Below are 15,738 nucleotides of genomic sequence, written 5' to 3'. Positions count from 1 at the left end.
ACGTCACCATTATTATTTAACAGACTGATTTATAAGTTCATTGTCACTTTAGTTAGCATGAGCAGTTTTCTATAATTACGCATAATCCTGCCCGATTTTTTTTTGCTAAATTGCATTTCAGCACGTGGCTGAGCCGCCAAAATGTCTAACGCCCGTTCTGCGGTTATTGCTTCACGCCGAAGAGGGTCAACATAGGTCGGATAAGCGATCAACGCCTGATATACCAAGTCATCCAGCGTCAATGTGCGCTGCCGGCGTGGTGCAGAATGTTCGTCCTGTGTCAGCCCCCACCCCGCATAAAAAGGTATGCCGTAGCAAAATACCTGCTTCCCATGCAACAGCGCTTCAAAGCCCGAAAGCGACGTCAAAGTATGCAACTCATCCGCAGCCTGAATGCATTGGATGATGTCGGCATCCTGCGCCTGAGTGTTAGCCCAACGCGCAATATCAGCCGCAGGAATATGCCCTTGCCGGTTGCCAACCAATACGTCCGGGTGCGGCTTATAGATAATGAAAGCGTCCGGGTTACGCTGGCGCACCGTTTTCAGCAGTTCACTATTGGTACGAATACTGATTGTTCCGCTCAAAATGGATGCATCGTCTTCCACCTGGCCGGATACCAGCAAAATGCGTTTGCCACTGGCTTGCGGCGGCAGACTGAATGGCGCGCCAATGTTGTATTTACTGATTTTGCCACTGACCAATCGCTGGCGAAGCTTTGCGGCCCGCACTCGCTGTAGGTCAGTTAACCGGCTGCTGTTGAGTAACGACTCAAGATCACTCGGCCGGGTGGCATCGTAGTAAATGCCGCTTTTATCCAGCACCAGCGACAGCGGCGGATGCAAGTCAGAACCCAGCCCCGATGAGCGTATAAATCCATCTTCCATACGCCATACCGGCACTTTTTGCGCCTGAGCCTTTGCTTGCCAGCGCTGTTCGCCTTTATTGCCCCACACCACACAAGCCGTGTTCGATGTTTTACCGTCTCTGAAAGAGACGTTGTTCAGTGTGGTTTTTAAAAACAGTAAAAAAATGCTGCGTTTCCAAAGTGTTAAACCCGGCGCCCATAACTGACCCTGGCGTTGTAGTTGATGGTTTTTTTGCATCAACAAACCGTCTAACACAGCAAATAATGTCGCCGGCTGGCCACTACAGGGATCGATATAACGGCTGTAGCGCAGATAGGCGGCGCTGAATAAATCCAACAAACTGGCCTGCCCACGTCGTGCCGATAACCCATCAGCCTGCGAGTGGCGATCGTCAGTCAATCCCCAACCGGCATACCAGGGTTGACCAAATACCGTGACAGATTTGCCCGCCAGCAACGCTTCAAAACCATATTGCGAAGTCACCACATACACACGACTGACCTGGCGCAATAACGACTGCGGGCTGACATTTTCTGCCAGCAACTTGATGCGTGGATTTTTTGGTATTGCCTTGAAGTAGCCTGCTTTCTTGCCCTGTAAAACATCGGGATGAATTTTCAGCCAAACCTCTGCCTGTGGGTTTTCATTCAGCGCGGCATCTAACATGGCCTCAAAGTCTGCCGCATCGGCATTGCCGTATTTAACCGCCATGTCACCAAAAGTCTGGTCCACGACCAACACCGCATCACCTTGCGCAGGCACGCCGCTGAATGGCGGTGCCAAGTTATATTTCGACAAGTCAGCATCAACAATTAACCGCATTGCCTCTCGGGCATCGGCATAAAGTGGCTGGTTACCGGCCCGGTCAAGAATCAGCCTTTCCAGCGAGCTTGGCCGGCTGGCGTCGTAATAGATACTCTGAGTATCCACCACCATCGACAGTGGTGGGCAGCCTGACACGCCCAACCCCAACGAGCGGATAAAACCGTCTTCAAGACGCACAACAGGCAAGCTGGAAGCTCGCGCCAACGCAACCGCTTTATCACCACTTGGACGATGGCCCCACACCGCCACCGCGCTTATCCCCGGCGGAATTGATCGCAACGATGACAGCTTGCAGCAGGGTTCAGCCAGAAAGTTTTCCAGATGCTCGATGCGATAGATTCCTGCCGAAAAGATGCCTATCATCAGAGTGTTAGCACCACTTTAGCGGCAACTGCCAACTGGTAAAGAATGGTCGAAATCCCCCGCGTTACTTCGATGTTCTTCGATTCAAACTTCGGTAATACCATCAGTTCGTCACCCGGTTGCAGCGTTTTGACGTCTTCAGCATTCAGTGCTTCACCATTCTGTTTAATCAGAATGACTTTGGTGTTACTGGCTTTTTGCGTGTAACCGCCAACCTTGGTAATGTAATCATCCGGGCTAAGACCTTTCTGCCAACTCACCGCATTCGGGAACATTACTTCGCCATGGATCATGACCAGCGAGGTCTTTTCAGGGATCTTAATTACGTCACCGTCCTCCAGAATCACCTGATCAAGATTACTTTCGTTGAGCACCACTTCACCCTTAGGTACCACGTTGCGGGCTTTGGTAACAAAGCGACTGATAAGCTGCGCTTCTTGCATTCGCAGACGGGCCTCTTCTGAAGTGGAAGACTGTGCTGATAAAGAGGCTTCTTCAAGTTTTTGCAGTGACAGGTCAAGCATCTCTTTCTGACGCAGCGCGACCGAGCGGCGATACAGTTGGATCGAGTCCATTTGCGACATGCTATTAGGGCGGATTTTTGCCAGCACCTGACGCATAGTCGCACCATAAGGCAGTACCATGGCATGCTCGCCGGAATGCGCCCCTTCGATTCGAACCTGAATGGTTCCTGAGTAGCGATCAGTGCTGATAATCAGCTTATCGCCATCTTGTAATGAACGCCCCGGTGCAGAGCTAAGTGAATAGTATTCACTGCGCTTAATCGTACCCTGCTGGCGGATAATGGTCATATGTGTGGCCCCCGGCTTAGGGCGTGCCCAACTGAGCGCTTCACTCACCGGAATCGTGCTGTTGCGGAATTCAAAGTCATAGCTGTTGAACACTTCGCCTTCGACACTGAAAGTGTGCTGGCGTGGGCCGACTACGATGGTATCGCCGTCAGCAAACTGTGATAGCCCCAAATTGCCGTTAAGGAGAAAGTCGTACAAATTAACCTGTGAGCGCACGCGGTTACCACGTTTGATGCTGATATCCACATAGCTGCCTCTCTGAGTATCGACACCACCGGCTTTACTGAGATAGGAGAGTAACGAGTCAGATGCCACCCCGCCGTACAATCCGGGGTTATTAACGTAACCGGTGACAAACACTTTGACCGGCTGGGCCTGTAATAAAGAGGCGTAGACATTCACATTCGACTGATAGACCTGTTTGACTTTGGCAGTCACCACACTGTTGATCTGGCTATTCGGGATGCCAACTACTTTCAGCGGGCCAACGTTTGGCAAGAAGATATTGCCTTTCGGGTCCACACTCAGCGCACCTTCAAAGTTAAATGCGCCCCATAACCGTATCTGAATCTGATCCCCCAAACTCACTACGTAGTTTGGATTGAAACCGATGCTGGAACCACTATCTGCCGCCGAGACCGAGGTAAAGAGTTGCGCGCCAAACATCCGACTCATCACCACCGGGATCACCGGAGGGGGGGTATCGTCAAACTGGCTATCGCTATAAGGTCTCTGGCTTTGACCTGAAATAATCGACGGTAACGGTGCGGCCCCGGTCAGGTCATATTGGGATCGGCATTCAGATCAACGGCCTGAGCGGGTGTTGCCTGTATGGCAATAATCAGAAGAACAGATTTCAATAATTTCATAGCATGCTCTGAGTTACTGCCTGCGGTGTCATTCCGACAAGCTAGAAATAGCGTTAAAACGGCGTCAATCTTTATGATCGTCAATCACCGCCAGCAATAATTTGACAGTACCAAAAAGTAAGCCACAAACCAGTAACCAACTGATAAGCAGATACAAACTGTTGGGGAACTTTGACTCCTGCGGTAGCTGAGGAGAGCTGATCACTGACAACATTTTCAGTTTTCTTGCCGCATCAACACGGGTTTTTTCAATCGATGTCAGGGTCAATTTGTAGATATCAGTATCGAACTGTACCTTGGCTTTAATCTCTTCAAAATCTACCGCCATACGGTTCAATTTGTGACCATCGGGCGCAGTAATTTTGCTTTTTTCATTATCAATCTGGCTGGAGAGCGACTTGAGTGCGTTCTTCGCACTGATGACCTGAGGTGCATCTTCACGGAGAAAAGTCAGTAGGTTACGCAATTCTGCTTCCATCTGAATGCGTTGGCTAACCAAGGTGTTAATCAACGTAGTGGCAGCCAAAGCCTGAGCTTCAGGGTCAAGAATATTATTGCTGTTCTGGTAAGTGAGTAGTTCGGTTTTGCTGCTATTCAAACGAACGCGCGCTTCCTGCATTTCGTTTTCGGCAAACAGCAACTGCTCGCGGGCAATTCGGTGTGAGATCTCATTGATAAATCTTTCGGATTCTTTCAAAACAGCCTGATTGAACCGTTGAGCAAATTCAGGCGAGAATCCTTGGGTACCAATGGTGAGCAAACCGGTTTTGTCATCGTAAGAAACGGAGATACGGTTACGGTAATAATTAAGGAATTGCTCGCGAGTGGCACTATCTGACAAATGATAGAAAAAATCCCAGCCGCTATGACCGAATGCCTGACGAAAATCGAGCTGTTTATCCAAGACCGCCAACATATCAGGAGAATTAATATATTCCTTCAGATATAAGGCATCTTCCGCAGAACTAGGGTTGCCAGCACCCATCAGCAAAGCGACATTCAGATTACTGCCATTGATATCGTTGGAATGTTTGATGGCGACTTTAGATTCACTGAGATAGCGTGGTTGGCTAAAAATTAACAAGTAGAGAATCAGCAGCAACATCGGTATCAGAATCATAACCTTACCTAAATGGCGCTGTAGCTTGGACAGAGTTAAGTGTGACATGCGCACGCGCTTCAACATATCACCTGGCCAAGCCGACTTTATTTTTTCAATAAACATGGGTTTCATCATTTGTTATTTGCGCGGGCATTTCCCCATCACGTCTAATGCAATCATCAACAGAAAATTCGAGTAATAAAATGATCATTACCCAGCTCAGGTAAATTAAGTTCGTCGATCGTCCGTATCATGTTCAATCAACACATGTCGCAACATACGACTAGCCCAGAGGAATAAGCCCACATTGGGCTAAAATACAGACGTTTTGCCAGCAAAACTCTAAATGAAGGGGTAAATCAATAAAAATTTCGGCTACAACACTGTTGATAATTATAATTTACATTTAACGAGTTTTAATAAATATTACAACCCGTTAACTTGCTAAAATCAGTGAAATAAATACTCATACAACTAAAACATCAAATAAAATCTATATGTGATTCCAATAGAAAATATAAGCAAAATACGAACAGCAGCAGTATAGGAAGAATATACAGCTAACACCAATTGGTTAAATGTTACAGAATGTAACCATTGATAGCCAAATAAATTAGATATAGTTAGTTGATTTATAAGAAATTTCTCAAAATTAAATTAAAATACCCTTATAACTCATACCTGTAAACAACTCACATTCAAATTCACCACGGAATCAATGAAGCTAATTGTACGAATATTCCTACAATATTTATTCTAACAATGTGACGTGAATTAACTATATTAGCAAAGCAGGCTTGTACTAATAGCCACAGTTGATTGCATAAATTTCATTTACCACTAGATAGCCTCTAGCAGACAATTTGCTTACAGGGAAAGGACAGCAACGGGGTTCTGAGGCTTTTAAATATGATTAATTATAAATCAAAATCTCTGGCACCAAAGCTCCGTTCCTTTTTATAATTTATAGGTTCAAAACTATAAAAGTTGAAGTATTGCGAGGAAGGCAAAATATCATATCAACCCCATCTGATAGCGCGATCAGATAGAGTTGATACGTAACGCTCGGCCTACTTAATCAAAAACACCTGTCGACAAGTATCGGTCACCACGGTCACAAATAATCGCCACGATCACCGCTGCGGGGTTCTGTGCCGCCACTCGCAGCGCGCCGGCAACCGCACCGCCAGAACTGACACCACAAAAAATGCCCTCTTCCGTGGCCAGCCTTCGTGTCGTTTTCTCTGCTTCGCTCTGGGTGATATCCAGTACCTGATCAACCAACTCCGGGCGGAAAATCCCCGGCATGTATCCCGGTGACCAACGGCGGATACCAGGAATACTACTTCCTTCTGCCGGTTGCAGGCCGATAATGGTAACTTGCGGGTTTTGGCTTTTCAGATATTGGCTAACGCCGGTAATCGTCCCGGTAGTTCCCATGCTGGACACAAAATGGCTCACTTTACCCGCGGTTTGTTGCCAGATTTCTGGCCCAGTACCGGTGAAATGTGCGTAGGGGTTATCGCTGTTATTGAACTGATCCAACACCTTACCCTGCCCTTCAGCCTGCATCCTTAGCGCTTCATCGCGCGCCCCTTCCATTCCTTGCTCACGACTAACCAGAATTAACTCCGCACCGTAGGCACGCATTGCGGCCTGCCGCTCTTGACTCATATTTTCCGGCATCAGTAGCTTTAGCTTATAGCCCTTCATCGCGGCGATCATCGCCAGCGCAATACCAGTATTGCCGCTGGTCGCCTCGATCAACACATCACCCGGAGCTATTTCTCCACGTAATTCTGCCTGCCGGATCATGGTTAGTGCCGCACGGTCTTTGACCGAGCCTGCCGGATTATTTCCTTCCAATTTGACCCAAATCTGCGCATCCAGCCCTTGGCTTAAACGTTGCAGTTTGACGAGTGGGGTGTTGCCGATGCATTGTTCGAGGGTTGTCACTGTAAATACCTATTAAATACCCTTCCTCCTTGAAGTGGCAGCTATGTTCACTGCTCTCACGAACCCGAATCACTTACTTATGTAAGCTCATCGGGATTCGCTCGTTAGCTGCCTTGCTGCCACTCCAATGACGTTGGGTATAATTCTATGTTTACCAAAAGAAGAAAAACTTATCAGGCGCTTTGGGCTAAAGCAATGGGTTGTAATAATTGGTCGCCAGAATATAAGCGTGCATTTAACCCGCCCACATAATAACGGTTACCGCGCACCGGGGCGTCAATTTCGCCTTCCGGCAGTACCACGCTGATAGGATCCTGATGCCAACCAATAGGTTGCACCGTCAGTTGCCAGAAGTGACCACGCGGGCTGACTTCAAGCACTTGTACTGGCAGTGGGCAACGATCACTGGCGTGTGTATTGACTTCCATCTCCCACGGACGCAAGAATAAATCAACACTGCCCTGATGCATTGGGGCCAAATCCAGCGGCCAGTGGTGCGCGCCAATATAGAGTTGTGAGCCTCGAATCTCCCCACTCAAGCGATTAACTTCGCCCAGGAATTCCAGCACAAAGCGGGTCGCAGGGTAGCGCCACACTTCATCTGGCGTCCCGACCTGCTCGATATTACCCTGACTCATCACCACCACCCGATCAGCAACTTCCATGGCTTCTTCCTGATCATGAGTGACGAAGACGCTGGTAAATTTCAGCTCTTCATGTAACTGACGCAACCAGCGACGTAACTCTTTACGCACCTGTGCATCCAGCGCACCGAATGGCTCATCCAGCAACAGAATTTGTGGCTCGACGGCCAACGCCCGCGCCAGGGCCACACGCTGTTTCTGCCCACCAGAAAGTTGTGATGGGTAACGGCTGGCAAGATGACCTAATTGCACCATCTCCAACAGTTGCTCCACCTTCTGTTTGATAGCTGCCGCATTCGGCCGTTCACGGCGCGGTAACACCGTCAAACCAAATGCAATGTTATCGAATACTGTCATATGGCGGAACAAGGCGTAATGCTGAAAAACGAACCCGACACGTCGATCACGGGCATGCAGGCGGCTAACGTCAGTGCCATGGAAACTTAAACGTCCAGCGTTCTGGTTCTCCAGCCCGGCAATAATGCGCAGAAGGGTCGTTTTCCCCGAGCCGGAAGGACCAAGCAAAGCCACCATCTGGCCAGAAGGAATATCAAGCCGGATGTCATTCAGTACCTTGGTGCGACCAAAATACTTGCTGATATTATCAATCTCAATGCTCATGCTTTTGCTCCTGTTCGAGACGAACAACCTGACGCGCTAAGCGCCATTGCAGGCCGCTTTTCAGAAAAAGGGTCAATATTGCCATCAGGGTCAGTAACGCCGCGGCGGTAAATGCCCCGGCAGTATTGTAATCCTGATGCAACAACTCAACTTGCAGTGGCAAGGTGTAGGTTTCGCCACGAATAGAACCGGATACCACCGAGACTGCCCCGAACTCGCCAATGGCGCGGGCATTGGTCAACACCACGCCATACAATAATGCCCAGCGAATGTTCGGTAACGTTACCCGGCGGAACATCTGCCAGCCGGATGCACCCAGTAATACTGCGGCTTCATCTTCCTGGCTGCCCTGACTCATCATCACCGGCACCAGTTCACGCACCACAAATGGGCAGGTGACGAAAATGGTGACCAACACCATACCGGGCCACGAGAACATCAATTGAATGTCGTGAGAATCTAACCAGCCCCCCACCACACCATTTGAACCGTAAAACAGCAGGTACATCAGGCCGGCGACTACCGGTGAGACCGCAAACGGAATATCAATTAGGGTCATCAATAGCTGGCGGCCGGGAAATACAAACCGCGTCACCAACCATGCCAGTACCACACCAAACACCAAATTCACCGGCACCGTAATCAGTGCCACCAGCACTGTCAGCCAAATGGCATGCAACATGTCCGGGTCTAATAAATTCTGCCCGACCACCGCTATCCCTTTGGAAAAAGCAGTGATAAAGATCCACACCATCGGGATCACTAACAGTAAAAATGAGAACACCGCGCCGATGGCGATCAGGGTCCATTTACCCCAATTGATGGGTGGGCGAGCTACGCCGTTAAATTCAGTGATATCAGCCATCAGTGCCCGCCTATCCGCCGACCAAAGCGGCTTTGTAACGTGTTAATACCAAACAGCAATACCAATGAAACGGCCAGAATAACGGAAGCAATTGCACTGGCAGCCGGGTAATCAAATTCTTGTAGTCGGATGAAGATCATCAGCGAGGTCACTTCGGTCTTCCAGGCAATGTTACCGGCGATAAAGATAACTGCGCCAAATTCCCCCAAACTGCGGGTAAAGGATAAAGCAGTGCCTGCCAGTAATGCCGGAGCCAGTTCTGGCATCACCACCAGCCGGAAGCTCTGCCAACGGCTGGCGCCGAGAGTTTCCGCGGCTTCTTCATATTCGGGACCCAATTCTTCCAACACCGGTTGTACTGTGCGCACCACAAACGGCAAGCTGGTAAACGCCATCGCCACAGCAATCCCCAACCAGGTAAAGGAGACTTTAATCCCCAGTTCGTTCAACCAGGCACCGTACCAACCGGTGGTCGAAAATAGCGTTGCTAATGTCAGACCCGCCACCGCCGTGGGTAAGGCGAACGGCAAATCCATCAAACCATCCAACAAACTGCGGCCGGGGAACTGATAGCGGGTCAGAATCCACGCCATCAACATACCGAAAACCGCATTAAATACGCTGGCGACGCCTGCGGCCAGTAAGGTCACTTTATAAGCAGCGACCACTTGGGGGTTAGTAATCACCTCCCAGTACTGGGCCCAACTCATCTGTGCAACCTGCATGACTAACGCGCTGAGCGGTAATAATAAGATCAGGCAGGTGTAAAGCAGGCTGCTCCCGAGACTGAGGGTAAATCCGGGCAGAACCCGTTTACTGGATGCCGACAACATTACTGATGCCCTTGCGCTAACAATTTATCCAGCACGCCGCCAGTCACGAAATGGGTACTCATCACCTGCGGCCAGCTACCGAATTGATCTTCAACACGGAATAGTTTGGTTTGTGGGAATTGAGACTTGGCCGCTTCCATTGCCGCTTTGTCGTAAACCCGATAATTAAAGCTGGTGATCACTTGCTGTGCTGGCGGACTGTAGAGATAGTTGAGATAAGCTTTAGCCGCTTTCTCAGTGCCATTCTTCTCGACATTTTTATCCACCCAGGCCACCGGGAATTCAGCCAAAATATCTACCGGCGGGACAATTACTTCGTATTTATCACTGCCATACTCTTTACGGATATTGTTAACTTCCGATTCAAAACTGATCAGTACATCACCCAACCCGCGTTCAACGAAGGTGGTGGTAGCACCACGGCCACCAGTATCAAACACCACTACATTGGTCAGGAAACGCTTCATCCAGTCGCGGGTTTTAGCCTCATCCTTACCATTCGCTTGTTGGGTAGCACCCCATGCCGCCAGATAGGTGTAACGGCCATTACCGGAAGTTTTTGGATTCGGGAACACCAGTTTGACGTCTTCACGCACCAGATCATCCCAGTTGTGGATATTCTTTGGATTACCCTTACGCACCAGGAATGCCATGGTGGAATAAAACGGTGAGCTGTTATTAGGTAACCGCGCCTGCCAGTCGGCCGGGATCAGATTGCCCCGGTCATGTAGGATCTGCACATCGGTGACTTGGTTATAAGTCACCACATCTGCTTTCAAGCCCTGTAAGATAGCCAGTGCCTGTTTAGACGACCCAGCATGAGATTGTTTGATGGTCAGCTTGTCGCCGGGATTTTGCTGCTCCCACTGTTGCTGGAAGCTGGGATTGAGGGCCGTGAATAACTCGCGGGAAACATCATAAGAGCTGTTAAGCAACTCAGTAGCAGAGGCAGTTGCACTGCCGAAAATTAACGCGCTTAATAAGGCAACACGGTGCCATCCTTTACGTGTACCGTTCTTCACTGAAGTCTGTTTCATGCTGCACCTTATTCACTGAGTTCATCCGACAGGCATGTCATTAAATGTGAACAGTGCCTTTAATATCTTCAGTGTATTTATAACTAGGTGCATACCTATAATGCTTTTATATACCGTTTAGTGATGTTCAAGTATCAAATGCTCTAAGCCAGCAACAACGCTGGTCGCAAGCCACTCCCTTTTGCCCATTAAAAAACCCGGCCAACCGGCACCGGGTGATAGAAAAGACTTATTGAGTAAAAATTGTCGGTTGCGAAAAACCGGCCCTTCAGCCTTTCGTCATTACAACGATAATAATTGAGTCAGCGACGGTGCGAAGTAATAACTACCGGTCACTGGCTTACTGAAACCTAATAACAGATCGTGCTTACCGTCTATCGAGCCAAACATACTTAATAATTGTTGTTCGATATTATGTAAGCGTGCGCAATAAGCAATAAAGTACAAACCGTGTTTGCCACTGGCGGTACCGTAAGGCAAGCTTTGACGCAGAATTTTCAATCCTTTGCCATTTTCTTTTAAATCGACCCGGCTAACATGGGAGGTCTCCGGGCGCTTATCTGATGGCAATTCTTCGCTGGCATGCTTGGTACGCCCAACAATTTGCTCTTGCTTATGTTCAGGAATACGCTGCCATTTTTTCAGGTCGTGCTCATAACGCTGTACTAACACATAGCTGCCACCGGCATCTTCTTCACCGTCCGCAATCACCGCCACTTCCGAGCGGCTATCCCCTTGTGGGTTTTCGGTGCCATCAATAAAACCAGTAAAATCACGTTCTTCTACCCAGCGAAAGCCATGTGTCTCTTCTTCAACGGTGATCACATCGCCAAAAGCAGCCATCGCGGCCTGGGCTAAAGTAAAGTTGATATCCTGACGCAATGACTGAATATGAATCAATAAATCGCGTTGTGTTGCGGGGGCAACCATTGGTGCTTTGCCTAATGGCACAAAAGGTTTTAACTCATTAGCCCCTTTACCACCGGATAGGTCATGCCAAATATCAGAACCAAAAGCAATCACAGCACCTAAATACTCGTTAGGAAATTTTTGCTGTAACTCCTGCAATGACTGACAGAATTGTTTGCACCCCTGACGAATAGCATCTAGCTCGCCCTGTACTTTTGCTTCCATAAAAATGGCAAAACGACAATGTTCCATCAGAATGCCACTCTGAACTTGAGTCATGTTTGGTTCCTCACAAAATATCGGTGTTAATTATGGCGAATATAATAGCTGAACCGATTAGGATTACCTTGCGGCAACGCAAAATAAATTTAGGCGGAGGAAATGAGACCAAAGGTGGGAATATTATTAGCTAATTCACAGAAGAGAGCCAAAGTAATGATAAATCTGCCAGAAGCCAATTTGGACGCGGTTTGCAGCGGCCTCACCTTCAGATGCCCAAATAATGGGCCGAGTAATGAGTGCCGCTAACACTGCTATAACGTCAGGAACTAAGGGATGGTTATTCGCCTTTAGCTCGCCAGATAATCTTGCTCACTTTCCAACTTTGCAATGTATCATCGGATGGCATTAAACCTTCAGGACCATGCCAGTCGCCATCAAATAAATAGCTGACGTGTTTGCTGTCCGGTGCCGCACACTCTATTTGCGCACTATCATCACCGCTACCTTTGCGGCAAACACCAAAGGCTTTTTTATATAGTTCACTAAATGGTGTACCAATCGTAACACCCCATTGACTGGGAATAGACTTATCCAAAACATCAATGCGCTCTACCGTGCCTTTCGGTTGCCCTGAGATAACCAGTTTGATTTGGTTCTCTTTCATCGCCTGATAGAAGGAAATCAATTTACCGTCGTTGGTCGCCATACCGCTACGCAGCCGGAAATCGCCTTTTAACCCCTCTTTGATGTCACTCTCAGTCAACGCAGTAGTGGCGGTAATTCCGCCAACACCCTGATCAGTCACCTGCATACTGCTGCTGCCAAACCAATTCAGTGGTGACAGACTGGACCAGGAAAAACCTGACATGGTTGAGCACCCGGCTAACAACAAAGGGGCACCCAGTAATAACAATCTCACCCCAGATAACCGTGGGCGAATATTCATCTAAAGCTCCTTATAAAACCACCGCATCCGGTAAGCTGTTCTGCATTGTACAAGCTACAGAGGGCATCTACATGCGCAGTTTAAAAATGATAACCAGTGGTTTGAGTCCACACAGCTAAAAAAGTGCCATAACACTACCGGCTTTAATTGTTATAACCAATAAATAGGTCTAATCGGATAGACTCGCGGCCATCGTATTGCAATACTTCAGCACGCCTTAACGCAAATTTGGTCTACTATTGGGTACCACAAAGGCTTGTGTAATTTTTGTTTTCAAACCTAATAATTCATGCATTGAAGGAGCAATAAAATGAAGAAATTAACCTTAGCGGCAGCCTTGGTTATGTTATGCAGCACGCCATTGCTGGCACAGAGTGCCACAGCACAAGGGGGCTTCGATGGCCCGGCAGCAACACAGACACAACCGACGACTCAGGGCGGATTCTCGGGTCCAAGTGCGACCAATACCACGGTAGATAAAGTCAAAACCATGCGTGATGACACCCATGTCACTCTGCAAGGGAATATTGTCGAGCGCCTTGGCCACGATACTTACACCTTCCGCGACAGCACCGGTACCATTACCGTTGATATTGATAACAAGCGCTGGAACGGTCAAACCATCTCGCCACAAGATAAAGTCCAAATCGAAGGCGAAGTTGATAAAGACTGGAACTCGGTAGAAGTTGATGTGAAAAGTATTACCAAGATTAAGTAATTAATCTTTACCCTATCCTCTGCGGCTTTATCAGCTTTTGGGGATAGGGTTATTGCCATATTAAGGGTGAGGCCAATAGGGCGACCTCAATATTCCTGATCCACAATCAGCCGTTTGCCCAGCATGATGCTGTCTTGGGTTTCGTAATCGAGCTTTTCATACATACCAATGACCGCGTCATTGTCTTCGCGCACCATGATATTCAGCTTCGGGCAGCCACGGGCGATAAGTTTCTTCTCGAGGCGGCTGATCAGCGCATTGGCAAAGCCACGGCCACGGAAGTCAGGATGGACCCCCAGATAATAAGCCGAGCCACGGTGGCCATCGTAACCGCCCATGATTGACCCTACAATCGCCCCACTCACTTCCGCTACTAAAAACAGTTCGGGCGAGTGATTCAACTTACGCTCAATATCCATTTCTGGATCATTCCAAGGCCGCAGTAAGTCGCAATGCTCCCACAGCAGAATCACTTCTTCAAAATCGTCTTGCTGGAATACGCGGATTTCCATGGATGTTCGCACCCTTGAGTAATATGGATATTCTGATTATCGTGGCAATATTATATCACGCAATATTAAAGTGATATTTCCCACCGTGATAGTGAGTAATGATATTTGAGAAGAAGCAGATAAATCTTGCCGATCTTGTAGCTTAATAGCCGCTAATCCACACAGAAAGTACAATAATGGCGGCGAATCGGGGTATACTTGGCCCCTAAATATTTGCAAGCTAATAGAACCCTCGCTGATGAATTCACCCGATATCACCCAAATCAAAACCTACCTGCTAGCTTTGCAGGATAAAATCTGTGCCGCACTGACACATGCCGATGGCGGTGCAAGCTTCACAGAAGAGAGCTGGACCCGCGAAGAAGGCGGCGGCGGGCGCAGTCGGGTATTGGTTAATGGGGTGGTATTTGAACAGGCGGGGGTTAATTTCTCTCAGGTATCTGGTGCAGCATTACCCGCATCCGCTACTGCGCATCGCCCCGAATTGGCCGGTCGTAGTTTTCAGGCACTTGGGGTGTCGCTGGTGATTCATCCACTAAGCCCTTATCTGCCCACCAGCCATGCCAATGTGCGTTTCTTTATTGCTGAGAAACCTGGCGAAGATCCAGTGTGGTGGTTTGGTGGCGGTTTCGATTTAACCCCTTACTACGGCTTTGAAGAAGATGCTATTCACTGGCATCAGACCGCCCATCAGTTGTGCCAACCTTTTGGTAAAGAAATCTACCCACGCTATAAAAAATGGTGTGACGATTACTTCTATATCAAGCATCGCAATGAAGCGCGAGGCATTGGTGGCCTGTTTTACGATGACTTGAATAGCCCTGATTTTGATACCTGTTTCCGCTTCACTCAGGCGGTAGGTGATGGTTTCCTTGATGCTTATATGCCAATTGTTGCACGGCGCAAAGCATTGAGTTGGGGGGAGCGCGAGCGTCAGTTCCAACTTTATCGCCGTGGCCGTTATGTGGAATTTAATCTGGTGTGGGACCGTGGCACCTTGTTCGGTTTGCAAACCGGTGGTCGTACCGAATCTATTTTGATGTCGCTACCACCCCTGGTGCGCTGGGAATATAACTATCAGCCGGCAGAAGATAGCGCTGAAGCGGCGCTGTATCGCGATTTTCTGCCCGTAAAAGAGTGGCTAGCGACCGGAGAACAGCACTGATGCAAATTTGGGTTGATGCGGACGCCTGTCCGAATGTGATTAAAGAGGTGTTATTTCGCGCCGCAGATCGTACCGGCATGATGGTCACGCTGGTGGCTAATCAGCCATTGAAAACCCCGCCATCAAAATTTATCCGTACCTTACAAGTCGCCTCCGGTTTTGATGTTGCCGATAATGAGATCGTGCAACGGGTGGAGAAAAATGATCTGGTTATCACGGCAGATATTCCCCTGGCCGCCGAAGTGATAGACAAAGGCGGTATCGCCCTGAATCCACGGGGTGAGCGCTATACGCCAGATACCATTCGTGAACGGCTGAATATGCGTGACTTTATGGATACCATGCGCGCCAGCGGTATTCAAACCGGTGGGCCTAACACCTTAAATCAGCGTGACCGCCAGCAATTTGCCAACGAACTGGATAAGTGGTTACAGCAAGCAGCCAGAAGCCTATAAGCAAAAACCCGCCGA

General features: G+C 48.6%; 13 protein-coding genes and 1 pseudogene. 3 read left to right on the top strand and 11 right to left on the bottom strand.

The window, feature by feature from the left end:
* Nucleotides 1-29 precede the first annotated feature (29 nt).
* The 10 genes and pseudogenes from V1955_RS05715 to V1955_RS05670 all read right to left on the bottom strand — a co-directional run bounded on the left by V1955_RS05715 (nucleotide 30) and on the right by V1955_RS05670 (nucleotide 12,873).
* Entirely contained in the window at nucleotides 30-2,057 is a 2,028-nt protein-coding gene (locus tag V1955_RS05715; RefSeq protein WP_442820622.1) for a capsular polysaccharide biosynthesis protein, read from the bottom strand.
* Nucleotides 2,057-3,738, bottom strand: a pseudogene (locus tag V1955_RS05710) (polysaccharide biosynthesis/export family protein). Before V1955_RS05710 ends, V1955_RS05715 begins: the two are co-directional and overlap by 1 nt.
* 64 nt (nucleotides 3,739-3,802) lie before the next feature.
* A complete protein-coding gene (locus V1955_RS05705; RefSeq protein ID WP_372569441.1) occupies nucleotides 3,803-4,975 on the bottom strand; it encodes a capsule biosynthesis protein in 1,173 nt (390 codons plus the stop codon).
* 939 nt (nucleotides 4,976-5,914) lie between these two features.
* The gene (gene cysM / locus V1955_RS05700; protein ID WP_083163406.1) at nucleotides 5,915-6,796 is read right to left on the bottom strand and encodes a cysteine synthase CysM; all 882 of its coding nucleotides are present in this window, start codon (nucleotides 6,794-6,796) and stop codon (nucleotides 5,915-5,917) included.
* Between the two features lie 173 nt (nucleotides 6,797-6,969).
* Nucleotides 6,970-8,061, bottom strand: a complete 1,092-nt coding sequence (cysA, locus tag V1955_RS05695) for a sulfate/thiosulfate ABC transporter ATP-binding protein CysA (RefSeq protein WP_083163403.1) — start codon at nucleotides 8,059-8,061, stop codon at nucleotides 6,970-6,972.
* On the bottom strand, nucleotides 8,051-8,926 hold the full coding sequence (cysW, locus tag V1955_RS05690; RefSeq protein WP_083163401.1) for a sulfate/thiosulfate ABC transporter permease CysW: 876 nt from the start codon (nucleotides 8,924-8,926) through the stop codon (nucleotides 8,051-8,053). The genes cysA and cysW overlap by 11 nt, the downstream gene beginning before the upstream one ends.
* On the bottom strand, nucleotides 8,926-9,759 hold the full coding sequence (gene cysT, locus V1955_RS05685; protein ID WP_372559594.1) for a sulfate/thiosulfate ABC transporter permease CysT: 834 nt from the start codon (nucleotides 9,757-9,759) through the stop codon (nucleotides 8,926-8,928). Before cysT ends, cysW begins: the two co-directional genes overlap by 1 nt.
* Complete coding sequence (locus V1955_RS05680) at nucleotides 9,759-10,796, bottom strand: sulfate ABC transporter substrate-binding protein (RefSeq protein WP_442820621.1); 1,038 nt, start codon at nucleotides 10,794-10,796, stop codon at nucleotides 9,759-9,761. Before V1955_RS05680 ends, cysT begins: the two co-directional genes overlap by 1 nt.
* 282 nt (nucleotides 10,797-11,078) lie before the next feature.
* Complete coding sequence (locus V1955_RS05675; RefSeq protein WP_083163393.1) at nucleotides 11,079-11,984, bottom strand: Dyp-type peroxidase; 906 nt, start codon at nucleotides 11,982-11,984, stop codon at nucleotides 11,079-11,081.
* Between the two features lie 280 nt (nucleotides 11,985-12,264).
* Nucleotides 12,265-12,873 (bottom strand): RpoE-regulated lipoprotein, encoded by a 609-nt coding sequence (locus V1955_RS05670; RefSeq protein WP_083163391.1) that lies wholly within the window; start codon nucleotides 12,871-12,873, stop codon nucleotides 12,265-12,267.
* A 310-nt stretch (nucleotides 12,874-13,183) separates the two neighbouring features.
* Between V1955_RS05670 and V1955_RS05665 the strand changes: the two genes are divergently transcribed.
* A complete protein-coding gene (locus V1955_RS05665) occupies nucleotides 13,184-13,591 on the top strand; it encodes a YgiW/YdeI family stress tolerance OB fold protein (protein WP_372569443.1) in 408 nt (135 codons plus the stop codon).
* Between the two features lie 86 nt (nucleotides 13,592-13,677).
* Here the strand turns inward: V1955_RS05665 and V1955_RS05660 are convergent, their stop codons facing one another.
* Nucleotides 13,678-14,103 (bottom strand): GNAT family acetyltransferase, encoded by a 426-nt coding sequence (locus V1955_RS05660; protein WP_005183815.1) that lies wholly within the window; start codon nucleotides 14,101-14,103, stop codon nucleotides 13,678-13,680.
* A gap of 238 nt (nucleotides 14,104-14,341) precedes the next feature.
* On the opposite strand from V1955_RS05660, the gene hemF reads away from it, so the two are divergent.
* Nucleotides 14,342-15,268, top strand: a complete 927-nt coding sequence (gene hemF, locus V1955_RS05655; protein ID WP_083163361.1) for an oxygen-dependent coproporphyrinogen oxidase — start codon at nucleotides 14,342-14,344, stop codon at nucleotides 15,266-15,268.
* Nucleotides 15,268-15,723 carry a YaiI/YqxD family protein gene (locus V1955_RS05650; RefSeq protein ID WP_083163358.1) on the top strand — a complete coding sequence of 152 codons (456 nt, stop codon included), beginning with the start codon at nucleotides 15,268-15,270 and terminating at the stop codon, nucleotides 15,721-15,723. Before hemF ends, V1955_RS05650 begins: the two co-directional genes overlap by 1 nt.
* Nucleotides 15,724-15,738 lie beyond the last annotated feature (15 nt).

The sequence above is a fragment of the Yersinia sp. 2545 StPb PI genome, assembly GCF_052217125.1.
Lineage (GTDB): Bacteria > Pseudomonadota > Gammaproteobacteria > Enterobacterales > Enterobacteriaceae > Yersinia > Yersinia enterocolitica_E.
The sequence above is the reverse complement of the archived record's forward strand: the minus strand, read 5'-3'. Positions and strand labels throughout refer to the sequence as shown.

Coding starts and splice junctions, on each gene's coding strand:
- V1955_RS05715 (WP_442820622.1), bottom strand. CDS start 2,057: ATGATAGGCATCTTTTCGGCAGGAATCTATCGCATCGAGCATCTGGAA.
- V1955_RS05705 (WP_372569441.1), bottom strand. CDS start 4,975: ATGATGAAACCCATGTTTATTGAAAAAATAAAGTCGGCTTGGCCAGGT.
- cysA (WP_083163403.1), bottom strand. CDS start 8,061: ATGAGCATTGAGATTGATAATATCAGCAAGTATTTTGGTCGCACCAAG.
- cysW (WP_083163401.1), bottom strand. CDS start 8,926: ATGGCTGATATCACTGAATTTAACGGCGTAGCTCGCCCACCCATCAAT.
- cysT (WP_372559594.1), bottom strand. CDS start 9,759: ATGTTGTCGGCATCCAGTAAACGGGTTCTGCCCGGATTTACCCTCAGT.
- V1955_RS05680 (WP_442820621.1), bottom strand. CDS start 10,796: ATGAAACAGACTTCAGTGAAGAACGGTACACGTAAAGGATGGCACCGT.
- V1955_RS05675 (WP_083163393.1), bottom strand. CDS start 11,984: ATGACTCAAGTTCAGAGTGGCATTCTGATGGAACATTGTCGTTTTGCC.
- V1955_RS05670 (WP_083163391.1), bottom strand. CDS start 12,873: ATGAATATTCGCCCACGGTTATCTGGGGTGAGATTGTTATTACTGGGT.
- V1955_RS05665 (WP_372569443.1), top strand. CDS start 13,184: ATGAAGAAATTAACCTTAGCGGCAGCCTTGGTTATGTTATGCAGCACG.
- V1955_RS05660 (WP_005183815.1), bottom strand. CDS start 14,103: ATGGAAATCCGCGTATTCCAGCAAGACGATTTTGAAGAAGTGATTCTG.
- hemF (WP_083163361.1), top strand. CDS start 14,342: ATGAATTCACCCGATATCACCCAAATCAAAACCTACCTGCTAGCTTTG.
- V1955_RS05650 (WP_083163358.1), top strand. CDS start 15,268: ATGCAAATTTGGGTTGATGCGGACGCCTGTCCGAATGTGATTAAAGAG.